The organism is Fibrobacter sp. UWCM, assembly GCF_900129735.1.
Classification (GTDB): domain Bacteria; phylum Fibrobacterota; class Fibrobacteria; order Fibrobacterales; family Fibrobacteraceae; genus Fibrobacter.
On record NZ_FQWR01000002.1, the window covers coordinates 212176 to 229042 of the forward strand.

Annotated in this window: 13 protein-coding genes; 9 read left to right on the forward strand and 4 right to left on the reverse strand. The window is 53.8% G+C overall.

Going from position 1 to position 16867, the window contains the following annotated elements:
* The first annotated feature begins 191 nt into the window (after positions 1-191).
* From BUB22_RS02310 to BUB22_RS02330, 5 genes are all read left to right on the forward strand, one after another.
* On the forward strand, positions 192-2102 hold the full coding sequence (locus BUB22_RS02310; RefSeq protein WP_083535341.1) for a glycoside hydrolase family 11 protein: 1911 nt from the start codon (positions 192-194) through the stop codon (positions 2100-2102).
* Positions 2103-2321: 219 nt separating this feature from the next.
* The gene (locus BUB22_RS02315; protein WP_256374620.1) at positions 2322-4019 is read left to right on the forward strand and encodes a glycoside hydrolase family 11 protein; all 1698 of its coding nucleotides are present in this window, start codon (positions 2322-2324) and stop codon (positions 4017-4019) included.
* A gap of 187 nt (positions 4020-4206) precedes the next feature.
* Positions 4207-5223, forward strand: coding sequence for a hypothetical protein (locus tag BUB22_RS02320; protein WP_073113752.1), 1017 nt, complete (start codon positions 4207-4209; stop codon positions 5221-5223).
* A gap of 36 nt (positions 5224-5259) precedes the next feature.
* The gene (locus tag BUB22_RS02325) at positions 5260-6522 is read left to right on the forward strand and encodes a CsgG/HfaB family protein (protein ID WP_073113753.1); all 1263 of its coding nucleotides are present in this window, start codon (positions 5260-5262) and stop codon (positions 6520-6522) included.
* A 63-nt stretch (positions 6523-6585) separates the two neighbouring features.
* Complete coding sequence (locus BUB22_RS02330) at positions 6586-7503, forward strand: porin family protein (RefSeq protein ID WP_073113754.1); 918 nt, start codon at positions 6586-6588, stop codon at positions 7501-7503.
* 145 nt (positions 7504-7648) lie between these two features.
* Here the strand turns inward: BUB22_RS02330 and BUB22_RS02335 are convergent, their stop codons facing one another.
* Positions 7649-8692 (reverse strand): hypothetical protein, encoded by a 1044-nt coding sequence (locus tag BUB22_RS02335; RefSeq protein WP_073113755.1) that lies wholly within the window; start codon positions 8690-8692, stop codon positions 7649-7651.
* A gap of 155 nt (positions 8693-8847) precedes the next feature.
* Between BUB22_RS02335 and BUB22_RS02340 the strand changes: the two genes are divergently transcribed.
* Positions 8848-9579, forward strand: coding sequence for an OmpA family protein (locus tag BUB22_RS02340; protein WP_073113756.1), 732 nt, complete (start codon positions 8848-8850; stop codon positions 9577-9579).
* 17 nt (positions 9580-9596) lie between these two features.
* Here BUB22_RS02340 and BUB22_RS02345 read toward each other — a convergent pair whose 3' ends face one another.
* Both BUB22_RS02345 and BUB22_RS02350 read right to left on the reverse strand, forming a co-directional pair.
* Positions 9597-10499 (reverse strand): CvfB family protein, encoded by a 903-nt coding sequence (locus tag BUB22_RS02345; protein ID WP_254794598.1) that lies wholly within the window; start codon positions 10497-10499, stop codon positions 9597-9599.
* 15 nt (positions 10500-10514) lie between these two features.
* Positions 10515-11075, reverse strand: a complete 561-nt coding sequence (locus BUB22_RS02350) for a DUF5662 family protein (protein ID WP_073113757.1) — start codon at positions 11073-11075, stop codon at positions 10515-10517.
* A gap of 54 nt (positions 11076-11129) precedes the next feature.
* Here BUB22_RS02350 and BUB22_RS02355 point away from each other — a divergent pair, with 54 nt between their 5' ends.
* The 3 genes from BUB22_RS02355 to BUB22_RS02365 are packed head-to-tail and all read left to right on the forward strand — an operon-like array spanning position 11130 to position 14677.
* Positions 11130-12122: a metallophosphoesterase gene (locus BUB22_RS02355; protein WP_073113758.1), complete on the forward strand. Its 993-nt coding sequence runs from the start codon at positions 11130-11132 to the stop codon at positions 12120-12122.
* A gap of 33 nt (positions 12123-12155) precedes the next feature.
* Positions 12156-14309 carry a cytochrome c biogenesis protein gene (locus tag BUB22_RS02360; RefSeq protein WP_073113759.1) on the forward strand — a complete coding sequence of 718 codons (2154 nt, stop codon included), beginning with the start codon at positions 12156-12158 and terminating at the stop codon, positions 14307-14309.
* A 56-nt stretch (positions 14310-14365) separates the two neighbouring features.
* Positions 14366-14677 carry a YbjQ family protein gene (locus BUB22_RS02365; RefSeq protein ID WP_073113760.1) on the forward strand — a complete coding sequence of 104 codons (312 nt, stop codon included), beginning with the start codon at positions 14366-14368 and terminating at the stop codon, positions 14675-14677.
* 373 nt (positions 14678-15050) lie between these two features.
* Here BUB22_RS02365 and BUB22_RS02370 read toward each other — a convergent pair whose 3' ends face one another.
* The gene (locus tag BUB22_RS02370) at positions 15051-16742 is read right to left on the reverse strand and encodes an NAD(P)/FAD-dependent oxidoreductase (protein ID WP_073113761.1); all 1692 of its coding nucleotides are present in this window, start codon (positions 16740-16742) and stop codon (positions 15051-15053) included.
* Positions 16743-16867 lie beyond the last annotated feature (125 nt).

Consider the following 16867-nt stretch of genomic DNA (forward strand, 5'->3'; position numbering starts at 1 on the left):
TATAACATATATTAACAAAGGCGCCTCCGGGCGCCTTTTGTCGTGAAATAAGTTTACAAAAACTGCCCGAATTTTGACAAATTCGGCGTTGAAATTTACAACAACGCTTTGTATATCTTGTGTAAAAGAAAAGAACGTTTTCAATATAAATTACAGATAAGGGATCGCATCGATTCTTTATAGGAGTAATTATGAAGAAATGTTCTTTGGCCGGTATCGGCCTTGCCATGACGCTGGGGTTAGCGGTATCGGCTTTCGCTGCTGATGCCTGCAACGACAACATGGGTCATACAGGAAACGGCTCACAAGTGAGCGGCAACAGGGTGGGTTCTATCAATGGGACCCCTTGGGGCTACGAACAGTGGTATCAGGGTGGCAACGCCTCGATGACCTACTACAGCAATGGTACGTTCAAGGCCAACTGGAGTGGTTCTAGCGACTACCTGACTCGCGTGGGCTACCAGTACAACGGCAACGGCATCAGCCACAAAACAAAGAACTTTGCGGTCGACTACAAGTACACCAAGAGCGGTAACGCCCAGTACGGTTACATCGGCGTTTACGGCTGGACCAAGAACCCGGAAACGGAATACTACATCGTGGACGACTGGTTCAGTAAGCCGAGCGAACAGTATGTGGGTGAAAAGTTCGGCGAAATCACGGTGGATGGCGCCAAGTACTCCATACACGCCTTCCTCCGCCAGCAGGAACCCTCCAAGTCGGGCACTTCTACGTTCGTGCAGTTCTTCAGCATTCGCGAGACTCCGCGTCAGTGTGGCCATATCGACATTTCTGCCCACTTCAAGAAGTGGGATGAACTCTTCACCGGCCAGCAGAAGCAGCTTCGCGGTTCGAAGGGCGGTGGATCTGCTTCGCTCAAGTTCGGTAACGTGACCGAAGTGATGCTCATGACCGAAGCGGGTGGCAATGCTACGGGTTCCGTGGACTACACTTACTTCAATATGGTCGACAATGCCACGTCGTCGCCGACTTCTAGCGGTTCTGCGCCGAAGTCCAGCTCATCTGTGGCAAAGTCTAGCTCTTCTCAGGGTGGTGGCCAGACGGTTGTGACTGATGTTTGCAAGGCCACAGATATGGGCCATCCTGGCAATGGCAACAATGTGAGCGGCAACAAGGTTGGCTCCATTAGTGGAACACCCTGGGGCTACGAACAGTGGTATCAGGGTGGTAACGCCTCGATGACCTACTATAACAACGGTACGTTCAAGGCCAACTGGAGTGGCTCTAGCGACTACCTGACTCGCGTGGGTTACCAGTACAACGGCAACGGAATCGACCACAAGTCGAAGAATTTTGCAGTCGATTACAAGTACACCAAGACAGGTAACGCCTCTTACGGCTACATCGGCGTGTATGGTTGGACCAAGAATCCGGAAACCGAATACTACATCGTGGACGACTGGTTCAGTAAGCCGAACGAACAGTATGTGGGTGAAAAGTTCGGCGAAATCACGGTGGATGGCGCCAAGTACTCCATCCATGCGTTCCTCCGCCAGCAGGAACCCTCCAAGTCGGGCACTTCTACGTTCGTGCAGTTCTTCAGCATTCGCGAGACTCCGCGTCAGTGTGGCCATATCGACATTTCTGCCCACTTCAAGAAGTGGGATGAACTCTTCACCGGCCAGCAGAAGCAGCTTCGCGGTTCGAAGGGCGGTGGATCTGCTTCGCTCAAGTTCGGTAACGTGACCGAAGTGATGCTCATGACCGAAGCGGGTGGCAATGCTACGGGTTCCGTGGACTACACCTACTTCGACATGACCGACAAGTACGAGGCTCCGAAGTCCAGTTCTTCTATAGTCAAGTCCAGCTCCAGCGGCAGTGTTAAATCCAGCTCTAGCCGTGGCGGGTGGAACTGGGGCCGCAGCAGTAGCGCTACGGATGCTCTCCCGTTCATGACCCAGGCTCTCGCGACTATGGATGGTCAGTTCATGGTGTTCGACATGCAGGGTCGCTCTCTTGGCGCAATTGATGTGCCGGCCGGTTCTACGGTTGCATCTGCCATCAAGGCGAAGTTCAAGAATACGGGCATCTACCTTGTGAAGCAGGGCAAGACCTTCCTCCGCGTGAAGGTGACTCCGTAAAAAACGCTTAATCTTCAGATACTCCTGAACGAGATTCCCTGCGAAAGTGGGGAATTTCCGCTAAAAACGGCAATTTTTTGCTCGTTGCGCGTTGTTTTTTGCAACAACGCCTTTTTATTGATTGTATTCCAATTTGGAGTGTACAGATATATCTTTAGGGCAGAAACCTAAACATTCAGGAGTTAGAAAATGAATAGGAGCTTTAATAAAATTATCAAGATGGGGATTGCCATAGCAGCAATTTCGTCATCCATTTCCTGGGGGCAGACTACCCTTAACTGCTCTAATGGCACGTCCCAAAAGTTTGGTAGCGGCTCTGGCTATGATTACGAACTCTGGAGCCAGAATGGTGCCGGTAACGCAACTATGACGCTTCACCCAAGCACCGAAAATGGTGGTGCTTTCGAAGTTGAGTGGAGTGGTACTATCAATATGTTGGCCCGTTCCGGAAAGCGTTGGGGGTCTAACTCCAATGTTACCGTACAGAATGTGGGTAATATTACCGCCGAATTTGAAGTGGAATGGAGCTCCTCCGACAACGTGAAATATGTCAGTGTCTATGGTTGGGGCTATTACGACCAGCAGGACATTCCCAGTGGTTTCAGCAATGAAATTGAATACTACATTGTCCAGGATCGCGGAAGCTACAATCCTACCTCGGGCGGTAAAAAGTTTGGTTCTGCAACTATCGATGGTATTAGCTACGATTTCTATACGACCGACCGTATTCAGCAACCTTCTCTTTCGGGCACCAGCACCTTTAAGCAGTATTGGTCCATCCCGTCGAATCCGAGCCAGCATCGCACCAAGGGAACCATTTCTATTTCCAAGCACTTTAGCGAATGGGCTAAAGCGGGTATGAAGATGGGTAGACTGTATGAAGTTGCTTCCATGAAAATTGAATCCTACACCGGAAATACGGGCTCTGCAAAGGGTTATGCTAAAGTTAAGAAGAACCTGCTGAAAATTGGTGGCAGTGCCGATGAACTTGCCCTCAATGTAACTGCATCTCCGGCTGCTGCAGGTACGGTGACAAAGAGCCCCAGCGCTAACTATTATGCTCCCAAGACAACTGTACAGCTCACCGCCAAAGCCAACGAAGGCTGGAAGTTTGTGGGTTGGGAAGGTGCTGTTACCGGCACTACCGAAACCATTTCTGTAACCATGGACAAGGAAAAGGATGTGGTCGCCAAGTTTGAATTGGTCGGCGAAACCACAGTGAACCTTCTTAAGGATGGTGATTTCCCGAGCGGCAGCGTGATTTCTACAAACAACGATGCATCTTGGTTCCTGGGTCAGGGTACAAACTGGGGTAACTCTGCTGCAAAGACATCTGTTTCTGGTGGCACGGCTACGGTTGACGTTACCACTATTGGTACAGAAAGTTACCAGCCGCAGCTTGTTCAGTACAATCTGGCTCTTGATAAGGGCATGAAGTACAAGTTGTCCTTTAAGGCTAGCGCTGATGTAGATCGCAAGATTGAAGTTAATTTCCAACAATCCGTAGACCCCTGGGGTGCATACGCCACTAAGGAATTTGACATCACCACTACGGAACAGGAATACACATTTATCTTTGCTATGGAAGAAGATTCTGATGATGCCGCTCAGTTTGCCATCAATTTGGGACAAGCTACAGGTACAGTCAAGATTAGTGACGTCAAGCTGGTGTTCACCACTGCTGAACCGGGTTCCGAAGGTGGTGAAGGCACGACTGTGATTGCCCGACCGGTCAGCATGAACAACATCGCCCGTACCGTGCAGGTGTTCGACATGCAGGGCAAGTCCCTCGGCAAGGTGGAAATCTCCGTTGGCACGAGCGTTAACGAGGCTATCGCCGCCAAGTTCCAGAAGTCCGGCATCTATATGGTGAAGGATATCCAGGGCTTCAAGAAGGTGCGCGTCATTAACCGCTAGCAGATGTCATCCCCGCGAAGGCGGGGATCTTCTCAAGTTCTTTTTTATCCCCGCCCTGTGGCGGGGATATAATTTTTTAGCACCGTAAGGTGTGCTCAAAGACACTTGTGTCGCATTTCCCTATTGACTTGCCCCCCTCTAAAAGTTAAATTAAGTCTAGTAGATTTTTTTATTGCGAGGTTTATCTGTGAAAAAGATATCCATCTTTGCCCTGGCGTTTTTCGCCATTTTTGCTTTGGCTTCCTTCGGGTTTGCCTACGACCTGACTGGCAACGGTTACGGTGCCGTGCAGAAGGCCCGCCCCTCCATCGCCTTCGTGCTCACCACCTGGGAAAAGAAGGGCGCGGAAGTCACTACCGAGGTGACCCACTCCGAAAGCGAGGAAACCGTTTCGGAAAGTTCTGCCGAAGACGAATCGGGCAAGTCCACCAAGGCACGTGCGAAGACGACTGCAGTAACGACCGAGGCAACCTACAGCGAGGATATCTGGACAAAGATTCCCGACGCCCAGATTGTCGACAAGTTCCAGCAGCAGTTCGTGAAACAGCAGTTCAACGTGAAGTCTTCCGACATGGCCCGCAACATTGCCCTGGCGCCCTCGCTTGCAAAGACCGGCGTGAACCCTTCTGACCGCGCTGCCGTCAAGAAGTATGCCGAGAAGGAAGGCGTAAACTTCGTTGCCCGCGGTGAAGTCGCGGTGACCAGCTACATGAAGGTAAAGGGCAACAAGATTAAGGCCTCGCTCCAGATTGGGGTCGAGGTTATCGATGTGAATTCGGGCGAGGTGATTGCCGCGTTCTCGAACGGCGTGCATACCGTTGCCACAAGCAAGGAAGTTGCCCGCAATGGCGGCATTAACAAGGCTGCCGTCATTGCTGCCCGCACGCTTTCGGAACAGGTGATGGAAGCCTGGATCAATGCGGCCGACAACGGCTCGCAGTTTGTGGTGGAACTTCGCAAGATGAAGTCCGCCCGCAGCCAGAAGATTCCGTTCGAGAAGGCGCTCAAGGGCGTCGTTACCATCAATTCGCAGACCCAGCCCGCAAAGGATGTGGTGACCTACTCCGTGACGTTCAAGGGGTCTAAGGGCGATCTCGGCACGGCGATTCTCGAGGCGATTGGCGACAAGCCCGGCTTCGACGAGAAGTCCTTCGACGGTCCGCATGATATCGACGGTAAGGTTGTTTTTGAATTCTTGAAGTAGGCGAGCGAGCCTGACTTGCAAAGGAGTTTTTAAATAATGAAGAAGATTTGGCTTTCCGCAATCGCTTCCGCTGCGTTTGTGTTTATGTCGTGCGCCTCTTCTGGCCCGCACGTGGATGCCTTTAACCGCGCGCAGAAGGCGTACAATGACGGTAAGGATGACAAGGCTATTGCCGAGGCTCTCGAGGCCCTGAAAATCAAGCCCGACTACAAGCCCGCCATCGAGTTTTTGAACAAGACGTTCGACGACGTGATTGCCGCAAAGAACGATACGATTGCGATGTTCAAGAAGCGCGACGACCCGAACCCCAAGCGCTGGGACAAAATCGTGTTTATGGAAGAGCAGAAGGCCGATTACGCGAAGCAGCTGAAGCTTATTGCCCGCCGTAACGACAAGCTCAAACTGAGTGTGGAAGTCAATCCCGAAGATATCAAGGTCGCCCGCGACAGTGCTGCCGCATCGCACTATGCCGCAGGTCTCGAAAAGATGAACGGGCGAGGCAAGGCTGCCCAGCAAGAAGCCGCAGTCCACTTCCGCAAGGCATTCACCTACCATGCCGACTACGAAGATTCCAAGCAGCTCTATGCGGAATGCAAGAAGCGCGGCACGGTGCGCGTAGCGGTTGACCCGTTCAACAACGACTACAGTGGCCGCATGGATGCCGCCCTGATTGCCGAACTCCAGAAGAACAAGGAAGCCTCCGAGTTCCTGCAGTTCCTGACGCGCGCCGACCTGGACCGCATTCTCGAGGAGCAGACGCTTGCATCTTCGGGCGATTTCAAGGAAGGCGAGGGCGATGAAATGATGGGCAATCTCCGTACCGCGGAATTCCTCATCGCGGGTTCCATCGAGAAGCACGTGTGTTCCGACGACGAAAGTGCGGTGGAACGCGACCGTGAAGAGAAGGAAAATGCCGCCCGAGTGAAGGTCGGCAGCCACCAGGAATGTGAAAGGCTCAAAAACGGTAAGCGCCGTTGTTACGACGTGAACGACTATGCCAACGTGTATGCCACAATCATTACCGACTCGCTCACGAAGAAGGCCTCGACCTCTGGCTTTATCCAGATTCTCGACTTCAAGACGGGCGAAGTCAAGAAGAAAACCGACGTGCGCGTAGGCGTGATGTCGTCGGGTATAGTGGCGGGCTGTTCCGGCGACCCGCGTGCGTACAAACCCATCTGCAAGCACACCGAAATCACGCTCCGCTCTTGCAGCGAGATGAACGACCAGATGACGGTCGATTTTGCGCGCAAGGCCGTGGCCGAGATAACTAAAGTTACCAAGGAACTGACCAAGTAGTGCGGTTCGGGGTAGATTATTTCTAATTTTTGATAAATAACACCTATATAAGGAGAAAATCCGATGAAAAAGATGTTCCTCGCTCTCGCTGCGGCAAGCCTTGTCAGCACGATGGCTTTTGCACAGGACGACTACGACTACGGTGACGATTACGGTACCGAAGCCTCCACCAGCAGCGATGACGGCTACACCGATATGGACAGTGGCGACAAGGCCACTACCGAAGAAAAGCCTGCATCTGATGTTGAATACAAGAACATGGACGAAGGCAAGAAGGTAAGCCGCGACGAAGGCACGAAGCCGGCATTCTTCGACAGGCCGTTCAACATGGCCGCACACATTGGTTTGGGTTTGGGTTCCTTCTGGAATGTCCCTGACCAGTTTGACAATGAGCAATGGCGTGAGTTTGCTAATGCGGACTCTAATCCGTACGACGAATGGCTCGGCTACAGCGTGTCCTTCGGTATGGCATTCAACTATCGCATTATGGAAATGTTGAGTGTATCTCCGGAATTCAACCTCGGAATTAGGGGCTTTGTCCGCAACCTGGACTCCTACTACAGCTGGTGGTACGATACCTATGTTGATGTTAACGAAGATATATTTATGTTCGATATCGAACTTCCGATTCTGCTTCGTGTGATGCCTGTTCATCAGGTTTATTTCGAAGCCGGTCCTCAGTTTACGCTGAAACTTGTGGCGAACCACTCTATTGATTACGTTGATAGCTACAGCGACGAAACGATTTACAGCGATGACAAGGGCTCTTGGGATTGCTCTACGTTCTTTGTCTCCCTTGTTGTCGGTGGCGGCGCTACTCTAGACATTGACGGAAAGCTTTTCGATATCGGTATCCGCTTCATTATGGATATGACCAAGTTGCAGAAGGACGATACGGACTACATGGATCTCAATGGTTCCACTTTCAAGGACGAAACCAAGATGTGGACACTCCAGTTTGTTGTCAAGTACTGGATCTAACCCCAAAAAAATTTGAACAGAGAAGCCCCGCAGTAATGCAGGGCTTTCATTTTATCGGGGGGCGACATCTGCTTTTGCTGCAAAAAAATCCCCGCTTGCACGGGGATTAAATGTGTTTACGCGGCTATCAGAAGCCGTTTGATTTTTACTTGATCGTCGAGGTGAGGCGGAAGGCGAGGCCCACGTCGCTCATCTCGTTTTCGCTGTAGACGCTGAACTGGAGCCTCGAAGATCCAATCTTCTTGTTCCATGCAACCGTCCATGCCCAGTCGTCGTAGGTGTGCTCGGTTACGGCGTACAGGTTGTCGCGCTTGTTGATGTATTCCCATTCCACCATGAGGTTGCTCATGAGCGTGCTCAAGATTCCGCTCTTCGGGGCGAAATCGACACCCAGGTAGAACGGCTGGAAGTATATGCCCGGCAGGTAGTACTTGGTTTCGGGGGCGATGTAGTTGCTTGCGTCCGTATTCAGGTCGTCGTCCTGTGTGTACACGCAGGCATATTCGCCGTACACGCGGAACATCGGGAGGACGTTGTAGCTTGCGTAGGCTGCCACGCGGTGAGTTACGTAGGCGGTGTTCTGCAGGACGTCGATGAGGTTTCCGCGGTAGGCGACCTTCACTTCGAGCGGGAAGGTAAACTTCATGTCTTCTTCCACGCGCAGGTAGCCGCGGTTAGCGTTGCCGTCCTGCGTGGCGAGCATGGCAGTGAGGTTGCTGAGCCCGTGGTTCCAGCCGAGTTCAAGGGCGTTGTGGCTGTAGTCGCGCATCCAGAGACCGCGCTTGGTCAGGTCCTTGTCTACGTAGGTACCGAAGTGGGTGGACTGCGACCAGTCTGTCTTCCAGCGACCAATCTTGAGGTTGAGCTTGTCGCTGTCGCCCAGATTCCACTTGTAGTTCACCCAGTAGAGATCGGCGAGAATCTTGTCGTACATTTTGCCGTCAATCTTGTTGCCGAATTCCGGCGCGAAGATGCGCAGCATGATAAGCCCGTCGAGGTTTTCACTCTTGTACTGGCCGCCCACGTTGGCGCGAATCCAGCCGCTGCTGAAGTTGTGGTCTTCGTCGGCGATGGACTTGGTAACCTGAGTCTGCACGTTGCCCTTGAGGCCGAACTCGCCGTCGATGGCGAATGCGGAGGTGGCGAGCCCCATGGTCAGGAGTGCTGCCGCAATCTTTAGGTGTTTCATCGTTTCTCCTATGATGGCCACGCGGTTCCCGTGGCTCCTTATTGTTTCCGCGCGTAAAGATAGAATTTGGCACCTGTTTTGGAAATGCCCTCTTTCCCCATTTGTCGCGTTTTTTTTATCTTTGTCGCGGATTATTGATTATGGATGAGGTGTGTATGCCCGTTTTTTTCCGCTTGACTACTGCTCTCTGCGCGTGTGCCGCAATTGGCCTTATGGCTCCGGCCCTTTCTGTTGCCGGTGAACTTGCTCCCAACAAGACGCACGCAGTTCTGAATGTCACCTACACGAATTACGACGATGTTCCGCAGGCAAGGAAAAAGCTTGTGTTTCAGGGCCAGAAGAAGCCCAAGAACAAGATTACCGTAGTTACCGACATGTACGGCGAGGCCGCCTTCATGATTCCGCGCGAAGATTCCTACACGGTGCTCTGCGAGAGCCTTACGGGACCGTTCGAATGCGGTACGACGCCGTATGTTTCTCTGACGGCGAGCACGGGCGGCATTACGGTGCTTTTCGACGATACGCGTGCGGAACTGACGGGCGTGAACTTCAAGGCGGGCAGCGCGGAACTTATCCCGAACTCGCTCAAGACTCTCGACAACGCCATTGCGGGGCTCAAGAGGAATGCGAAGGCGAAAGTCGAAATCGAGGGTCACACGAGTAGCGAAGGCAGTGACCAGCTGAACCAGAAACTTTCTGAGGACCGTGCGAACAGCGTGATGGAATACATGATTCGCAAGGGAATTTCTAAGGACCGCGTGACTGCGGTGGGCTATGGCTCCAGTCGCCCGAAGGCGGACAACGGCACCGAGGCGGGCCGCAAGCAGAACCGCCGCATCGAAATCCGCGTCGTGAACCCGGACGAAGTGAACGCAAAAAGCGAGTAGTAAAAGCGGGCCCGGCCCTAGATGGAGCGGATTCCGTCGTCGCTTATCGTAATTTTCCCTTCGCGGAAGAGCCCGCCGATAATCTTCTTGAAGGTCTTTTTAGAGATGCCGAATTCCTGGCGTATGGTCTCGGGGTCGGTGTGGTCGCCGTAGGGCAAAAAGCCGCCGGCTTCTGCTAGTTTGTTCAGAATGGCGCTCGGGGCGTCGCTGTTGATTACGCCCTTGTAGCCCACGGGCGTGAGGTTCAGCGTAATCTTTCCATCATTTGTGATGCGCTGGATAAACCCGGGCATGGTATCGCCGATGTATATGCGCTGCATTCCCGGGGTAAGCATGAGCCTTCCCGTGTAGCGGTAATCGACCAGGAAGTCGACGTATTCGCGGGTCACCTCATAGGCGGCAAGTTCCACGCGCTGGCCCACGTGCAGGTCCTCGGTGTCGTAGTCGATAAACGTCTTGATTTTTTCGGTGGCGACAAGTCTTCCGCTCTTCTCGTCCACAAGAATGTAGACCACGCAGCGGTCGCCTTCCACGAGCTCGCCGAGCTGCTGCTTGTAGGGGAGGAACAGGTCCTTGTTTAATCCCCAGTCCAGGAACGCGCCCACGCGGTTCACGTCCTTGACGGTAAGTACCGCAAATTCGCCCGCCTGCGCGAACGGCTTGTCGAGAGTCGCAATGGGGCGGTCCTCGGAATCCATATAGACGAAGACGTCAATGATTTCGCCCTCTTCGAGCGTGAACTGGTTCTTGTTTCCGGGGAGGAGCACGCGGCCTCCGGTCTCGAGTTCCAGGTAGAAACCCTGGGGCATGACTGCATCGACGCGCGCGCGGTTAATCTTTCCGATTTCCATATTGGCCTTTCCGTTCTGGTGCCCGACGTTGTTATTTCGCGGGGTTATGGTCGCGACCATCCGCGACATCAAAAATATAGGATTTTACGGGGACGTGCTCGGGGCTATCTCGGCGAGAGGCAGAACCTTGCAGTGCCGCACGAACCGGAGTGTCTCCTTTTCGCCCTTTTCGGCAAGAAGGCGCAGCAGGTACAGGAGTTTCCGGTAGGTATTTTCCGTCATTTTCTCCTTGGCGGTGCTTTTCTCGAGGTACTCGAGCGGGGAACGCTGCGTGTAGCCTGCCTTGTTGTAGGTCTTCGAGGCGGCGATGCGGTCGCAGAACATTTCCTTGATGTAGCGGTCGGGCATGTCCATCGGCACTATTTTCTTGGTGGCGAGTTCGTAGTCGTACCAGAATTCAAAGTGGTGCTTGTTCCTGCCCTTGTGGTGCATCCACGCGAGGCTCATTCCCGTATCGCGGCGCTCCCCGTTGTTCGGGGATTCCTTGCCGCTGTAGTAACGCGCTCCCGGAATGAACTCCGTAGGCGAATATTTCGAGAGGTCGTGGAAGAGTCCCTGGAACCCGATTCCCGCCTTGAAGCAGAGGCGCACGACCTCGTTCCTGTGCTTTGTGATGGTGATAAAGTGGCGTATTGGGTGGAACATGCGAAAAAGATAAAAAATGCCGACGGGCGGGCAAATAGAAATTATATTTCAGTCATGAATTCCTCAGTTGATTTTATCGGCGATATACACGGGCACTGCACCGAGTTGCGGCTGTTGCTGGCAAAGCTCGGGTACGAGGAATCAGGAGGCGCATTCCGCTATCCGGGTGGAGAGCGCTCTGTCGTGTTTTTGGGCGACTACATCGATCGCGGGAGCCAGTCGCGCGAAGTGATTGACCTGGTGCGGGCCATGCGCGACGCAGGTTCGGCGGTCGCCCTGATGGGGAACCACGAATTCAATGCGCTCTGCTTCTGGCAACTGAACGGCGCCGGCGGCTCTCACGTGATACACTGCATCCCCGGGGGCTACCTGCGCGAGCACAGCTTCAACAAGGTGGCAATCCACACGAGGACGGTTGAAAGCTACAAGGGGCGCAAAAAGGAATTCGAGGACATGCTCGACTTCTTGAAGACGCTTCCGTTCTTTATCGAAGAGGATTCGTTCCGGGCCCAGCACGCCTGCTTTGACTTGGGTGCCGCACGTACGCTGGATGCCGCGGGCATACGCAGCTTTACCGACGGGAATTTTGACGAACTTATTGCACGCGCGAACGACCAGTTTAACGAATACGATGATTCACTCTTTGATCCGATAAACTACTTCTTGAAGGGGCCCGAGATGAACTTGCCCGACGGGATTACGTTCCGCGATGGGGAAGGCGTGCTCCGCAAGCGGGCGCGGGTAAAATGGTGGATTGACCCGAAGGGCTGCAGTCTGCGGGAACTTGCCTTCCAGCCGGGAGTGGAACTGCCGGCCTGCGATGCGCCCGCGGAAGTCCTTGGGCATGGCTATTACGGCGAGAACGAACGGTCCGTGTTCTTCGGACACTACTGGCTTACTGGCCTCCCGAAGCTTATACGCGACAACGTGTGTTGCCTGGACTACAGTGTGGCGGGTTACCGTGGCGATGGACGGCTTGTCGCTTATCGTTTTGATGGCGAACAGAAACTCGACGAAAGCAAGTTCGTTTGGGTGGAGGCTGTTTAGACGAAAGTGGAAAGACGAAGAACGAAAGAATTTTTGAAAAAGTTGGCTTCGCTGAAGGTGACTGTGGTTTTGCTTGTCGCGTTCCTAGTGCTCACGTTCTGGGGAACCCTGGCGCAGGCGAATGCGGAGGCGGCGGGTTATCCGGCATCGATCGCGGTAGATCGCTTCTTTGACAGTTACTTTATATGGGCACTGGGCATTGTGCCGTTGCCCGCGTTCAAGAGTATCGCAATTCTTGCGTGCGTGAACCTTGTCGCTAGTATGGTTTTCCGGATGCCCCGAGGCTGGAAGAACGCGGGCCTCTGGCTCATGCATGTTGCCCTGCTCGTGTTGCTTGCGGGTGGTGTTGTCGGGAGTGAAATCAAGCGGGAGTACAACGGGTTCGAAGTGCTTTTTTTGAATTCGGTAGAACTCCCTGATTCTAGCGGAACTGCGCAAAAGCTCAAGTTCTATGCGGCAGACGATAGCCTGGGCGCAGAGCCCGCGAATCTGGATGAATCCGTTTTGCTCGCGGGTTGGCCCTACTACGTGCATTTCCGGGGTGACCTGCCTATGTCGAAGGACAAGGTCATCTCGATGTACAAGGTTTATTACGACCCGTTTCACTTTGTGCCGTACGCATTCATGGTGCTGTTCCTGTTGGGAGCGGTGTTCCATTATGTGGTGCAGGTGCGCAGTGCGCGGAAGAGCGTTGCGCAAACGTCGGCGGCTTGTATGGGCGCAAAAATCGTGCCGTTGCTGGCACTTGTGATGTTTGCGATGCTGATGAATGCACGTGCGGATGAGATCCCGAGTGATGCCTTGGTACGGTTCTCGGTGGGGCGTGACGCCCCGGTGATTGTGGATGGCGTAGTGCGCCCGTTCGATTCGTTTGCCCGCGGTTTCCTCGATGATTTGAGCGGGCGCGTGACATTCAAGTGCGGGAATGTACCATACTGCGAAAGGCTGGAGGTGCGAAAGCTCTCTGCCGAGAACGTCGTGCGTCTGATTCTGAACAATCCCGAAGAGGCGAAAAACCTTGCTCTGTTCAAGGTCTTGCGCAGTGATGTGCTGGAAGCCTTGCGTTTGCCGGCTGATTCTCGCTATGTAAGTTATGCGGAGTTGGCGCCATCGCGGAACTTGCTGGAACTCTATGCGAGCCGGGATGACAGCCATCCGGCAACATCCGAAATGAAGCGGCTTTATGCGAATGTGCTGCAATATGAAGCGGTGAAAAATGGAACTGCGTTTTCCATTGTCGAGGAATCTTCTTCGGAGTCGGTGACGGTTGATGAAAACCGGCTTGCGGCGGAAGTGTTTTACCACAAGGCGAATTTTGCATTGATTGCCTTTATCTTGGCGTTTATCGCCTGCCTGCTTGCTTCGTTGAATATGATTTTCAGGTCGCGGAAGTTGGATGTTGCCGCAAATTTGGCCTGCATCGCGACGGCAGGAATACTCTCGGTTCTGTTTGCCTTGCGCACGTATGTAGCTGCCCGCGTTCCGCTTTCTAGTTTGTACGAAATCGTGTTGCTCGTGGCTATGCTATTGATGGCGTTCGAATCGGGTGCGTTTATATTCTGTAAGCGCCGCACGTTCTCGCTCATGATTCCCGTGACGTTCATGGCGGCTCTCCTTTTGTTCTTCGCAAAATTTGTGCTGGAACCGGGCGATACCTTCCGGCCGATTCCTGCCGTATTGAATTCCTCGGTTTTCCTCACGATACACGTGTTCACGATTGCGCTCGGATTTGCGGGCATGCTTCTTTCGGGAGTTGTCGCGCACATGGCGCTGTTCCGCGCATCTTCAGAACGGACCCCGCTCGATTCGCTCCTGTATGGCACGCTCGTCTTTGGCGCGGTATTCACGATGCTTGGTACGCTCCTGGGCGGCGTGTGGGCCGATTTCGCATGGGGTCGCTTCTGGGGGTTCGACCCGAAGGAATGTGGTGCGCTTTTTGTAATCCTGTGGGCGATGCTCCTGCTTCATTTGCGTGTTGGCCGCCTGGTGGATACGCACGGATTTGCCTTGCTCAACTGCTTCAACGTAATCGTGACGTTCCTTTGCTGGTTCGGCGTGAACTTGCTCGGGGTTGGCCTGCACAGTTACGGGTTCCAGGGTGGAACCGCCATGTGGCTTGCCATATTTGTGGCGGTCGATGTGCTGCTTATCGTGCTTATTGAACGTCTTGTCGCGCGACGCTCCTGAAAAAAACTCTGCACCGGAGTAATTTTATATATTCGTGCCAAAAGGAGGCATGGAACATGCAGATTGTAACGACAGATTTTATTACGGGCAAGAAAATTGAGACTATCCAGGTGGTGAAGGGCAGTGTCGTGTTCAGCAAGAACGTGGTGCGCGATATCTTTGCGGGCCTCAAGACGATTATCGGTGGCGAAATTGCCGGTTATACTGAGATGCTGAACGACGCCCGCAACATCGCGATGCAGCGCATGATAGAGGAAGCGTCCCGTATCGGTGGTGACGCTGTGGTAAACGTGCGGTTTGCGACGTCATCTGTCATGGCGGGGTCGTCAGAAATTATCGTGTACGGGACTGCCGTGAAATTCAAGTAAAGTTTGTTAAAGTGTTTGCTTCAAGAGTCTATTCACACGTTCACACATTCACTTCGTTCGAGTGTTCACTTTGTAAATAGCCCCTCTACGCAAAGAACACAACATTTGCTCCGGCAGAAACTAGTTTATCGCAAGGGATTTGCAATAGGCGGGTTCTGCAGAAGTCCTTGTGACTGTTAGTCCCTTCGGACTTCTACGAAAATCAATAGGGATTTAAACATCGGAGAGGGTGTTATTCGTATAAGGCCTTCACGAGGCCTGTTTTTTTTGAAGGATGTGCTTCAAGAGTCTATTCACACGTTCACACATTCAAGCAACAGCAAATTGCTAGCGGGTTTGCCGTTCACGAATTTCGTTTATTGCAATATTCGGTTTACTTGCTTCTCTTTGCTCGAACGGCAAGTCTTACGCCGTCGGCGGCGCTCGTGACGATTCCGCCGGAATAGCCCGCGCCTTCGCCGAGCACGAATAGCCCCTGCGTGTTGACACTTTCGAGCGTGTCGTTGTTGCGCGTGATGCGTACCGGCGAACTCGTGCGCGATTCGGGGGCGACAATCAGCCCCTGCTCGATAAATCCAGGAATCTTGCGGTCAAAATTCTGGAAACCTTCGGCGAGCGAACTGCAGATTTTCTTGTCGAGCCAGTCCCACATGTTGCAGGTGACAAGCCCGCAGGGGTAAGTCGTTTTGGGCAGGTTGCGGTCTGCGTGGTGGGCGAGGAACGCCTTGATGGTCTGTGCGGGGGCTGCGTAGCTTTTGCCGCCCACGTCAAATGCATCACGCTCTGTCTTGCGCTGGAAATCGAGCCCGCCGAAGGTCGTTTCGCTCGCCTCTACGGGTACGACAATCGCACCGTTTGCGGTGTGGCCGTTGCGGCGGCTGTAGCTCATGCCGTTGGTGGCGAGCGTTCCCGGTTCCGATGCGCAGGGCACCAGCACGCCACCCGGGCACATGCAGAAACTGTAGGCGCTGCTCGTCTTGTTTAGTGTCGGGGTGGCGAGAAAATATTCTGCGGCTCCCGTGAGGCGCGTGTCGACGCCCTTCCCGAGCTGGCGCAGGTTGATAAGTGCCTGCGGGTGTTCTACGCGTACGCCCATCGCGAACGCCTTGCTTTCGAGCGCAACCCCGCGGGCTGCCAGGAGTTCATAGATCCCGCGGGCGGAATGCCCCGTGGCAAGGACCAGCGCCTCGCACTTTTGCCAGCGGGCGGCGCTGTTTAATGCCGGCGCGCTGTTTAACGCGTGCGTCGAACCCGCTACGCTGTTTAACGCGTGCGTCGAACCCGCTACGCCGTTTAATGCCTGCGACACACTTGCAACATCGCGCATCTTGATTGCGGCAATGCGCCCATCTTTTATCTCCACATCCTCAAGCGCGGTATTGAAGTGTATCTTCCCGCCGAGACGCGCAATCTCCGCGCGAATCTGGCGCAGCATCAGCACGAGCCTGTCGGTACCGATATGCGGCTTCGCGAACGTCACGACGTTTTCATCCACGCCGAATTCCACCATGTCGCGCAGGACTGTTTCCGAGAAGATATTGCGGCTGCGGGTATTGAGCTTGCCGTCGCTGAATGCGCCGGCCCCGCCTTCGCCGAACAGTACGTTGGAATGCTCGTTGAATTTCCGTTCGGCGAAGAACCTGCGGATGTCGCGGAAACGCTCCTCTACGGGTTTGCCCTGCTCGTACAAGTCTACGGTAAATCCGCGACGCAGCAGGTGGAGGGCTGCCCACAGCCCTGCGGGGCCCGCCCCGATAACATCCACGTGACTTGCCATCGGAACACTGCCTGTAAGCGGGTCGCTTTCGAGAGTTTCGCGTTCCCGTGAAGCCGCAATTAGCCCGCGGGCCGCATTGCCCGAAGCTCGCAGCGGGCGTTCCGTTTCAAAAATTACGTTGTAGCTCCAGTGGGGTGCGCCCTTCCGGCGGCTGTCCAGCGCGAACCGCTCCACTTCCAGGTTGAAAATCTGTTCTGGGTTCAGGCGAAGTTCACGCGCCAGCGCACTGCGTACTTCGCCCTTCTTTTCGAGGGCGACAGGCAATTCTCTGTAGCGGTACGTGAACATCAGTGTCAAAAATAAAAAAAGCGAGCCCTTCGGCCCGCTTCAAGAATTCCCTTTATTCGTTAAAACACGCCGTGAGCAACAAAGCCCCAGTTATTAAACTGGGGCGGTTCGAGAGTGAGCGCTAA

Excerpts from the sequence above, each read along its gene's own strand:
- BUB22_RS02310 (WP_083535341.1), top strand. The coding sequence starts at position 192 with ATGAAGAAATGTTCTTTGGCCGGTATCGGCCTTGCCATGACGCTGGGG.
- BUB22_RS02315 (WP_256374620.1), top strand. The coding sequence starts at position 2,322 with ATGGGGATTGCCATAGCAGCAATTTCGTCATCCATTTCCTGGGGGCAG.
- BUB22_RS02325 (WP_073113753.1), top strand. The coding sequence starts at position 5,260 with ATGAAGAAGATTTGGCTTTCCGCAATCGCTTCCGCTGCGTTTGTGTTT.
- BUB22_RS02330 (WP_073113754.1), top strand. The coding sequence starts at position 6,586 with ATGAAAAAGATGTTCCTCGCTCTCGCTGCGGCAAGCCTTGTCAGCACG.
- BUB22_RS02335 (WP_073113755.1), bottom strand. The coding sequence starts at position 8,692 with ATGAAACACCTAAAGATTGCGGCAGCACTCCTGACCATGGGGCTCGCC.
- BUB22_RS02340 (WP_073113756.1), top strand. The coding sequence starts at position 8,848 with ATGCCCGTTTTTTTCCGCTTGACTACTGCTCTCTGCGCGTGTGCCGCA.
- BUB22_RS02345 (WP_254794598.1), bottom strand. The coding sequence starts at position 10,499 with ATGTCGCGGATGGTCGCGACCATAACCCCGCGAAATAACAACGTCGGG.
- BUB22_RS02350 (WP_073113757.1), bottom strand. The coding sequence starts at position 11,075 with ATGTTCCACCCAATACGCCACTTTATCACCATCACAAAGCACAGGAAC.
- BUB22_RS02355 (WP_073113758.1), top strand. The coding sequence starts at position 11,130 with ATGAATTCCTCAGTTGATTTTATCGGCGATATACACGGGCACTGCACC.
- BUB22_RS02365 (WP_073113760.1), top strand. The coding sequence starts at position 14,366 with ATGCAGATTGTAACGACAGATTTTATTACGGGCAAGAAAATTGAGACT.
- BUB22_RS02370 (WP_073113761.1), bottom strand. The coding sequence starts at position 16,742 with ATGTTCACGTACCGCTACAGAGAATTGCCTGTCGCCCTCGAAAAGAAG.